This window comes from Psychrobacter sp. 1Y4, assembly GCF_051847555.1.
Map to the genome: position 1 here is coordinate 1 of NZ_JBPYDE010000075.1, position 1,314 is coordinate 1,314.

Annotated in this window: 1 protein-coding gene and 1 pseudogene; both read left to right on the top strand. The window is 43.5% G+C overall.

Annotation, left to right across the window (positions count from 1 at the left end):
- On the top strand, window positions 1–361 hold a 361-nt coding region (locus ACS8FC_RS14255), incomplete at its 5' end, for an MgtC/SapB family protein (protein ID WP_439297241.1).
- Between the two features lie 656 nt (window positions 362–1,017).
- Window positions 1,018–1,314: pseudogene (locus ACS8FC_RS14260) on the top strand (hypothetical protein); the annotation flags it as partial.

A 1,314-nucleotide genomic window follows, 5' to 3' on the forward strand; every position in this document is an offset into this window, starting at 1 on the left:
ACTCAATCGTGAGTTTCAAGACAATGGCGCAGGCCTGCGTACTTTTCCTTTGGTTACGATTGCCTCATGTGCCTTTATGCTGGTAGGGATGGATATCTATGACAGCCCCGATGCCCAAGCGCGCATTATGTATGGCATCATCACTGGCATGGGCTTTATTGGCGGCGGTGCGATTGTCAAAAACAAAGATGGCGCAGAAGGTACCGCGACGGCAGCAGGACTTTGGAACACTGGCGCGATCGGTATCTCAGTGGCTTACGCTCGCTACGAAATCGCCATTATCTTATCCGTGGTGGGATTTTTAATATTGCAATTTTCCACACCATTTAAAACCAAAGCCAAGCATAAAGACAAATCTTAATTCTTTCTACTCTTCGATTTGCCATCCATCCATCTACTTTAGCTTCAGACAGGCTATCATCTGCTACCTACCCCTTTTCAATTGATCTTAACCCCAATTTACCACGCTGCTCTCTTTTGATTACTTTCCTACGCGCATTTTAATGCTATTAAATATCATTCATTTTACACCCCTTACTATTAAGTATTTTTACACAACTTAGTGTTTATAAGGTCTGAAATCCCTTACGAAAACTACGTGTTTTTTGTTGAATAATTCAACTGTAACTTTTTGAAAGCAGACGTTAATTATCAGTCGAACTTTGTTACGTAATCATGTAGATTATAAATGTGGATGCCAAAAACACTAGTGAAACACATGGACGAGCGTCGTATTGCATTGTGAAAAAAACAAGCGATTTTAGCAGCTTATACCGTTGGTTTATCCACCCGACTGGTACTATCGCAGCAGGGTAGCGAGTAGACTAATTGTGATATTGCTACATTGAGACTCGGTAACACAGTTGAGACTTGCTTGCCTCATCAATAGCAGTATAGGCAGTCAATTGTTTGGTTATTTGCAAAAAATAAATGGATAACCCACTCAATAAAAATGTTGCTGCCGTATTTTTTATCGACACCATCAAGCCCTAACGTTTCTAAAAAAAGGATGAAGAAATGAAAAAAATGGACTTCTTACCGCGCTCTGCTCTAAAGCTTAGTACTCTCACCTTAGCCATTGCCGCCGCTGCGTCTTTTGCCACTACCAGCACCATGGCAGCTGAATGTCGACTTGATGACGGCACTAATGGAGGCGCAACTAGTAATGGCCCCACAGCACTCGCTTGTGGTAATAACGCGGTCGCTGGTGGTACGAACGACACAGTAGCCATCGGTAATGCAGCAAGTACCACTGGCAACTCTACTACCGCGGTTGGCGGTGAGGCTTTCACTGGCACAGTAGCCGCAGGTACA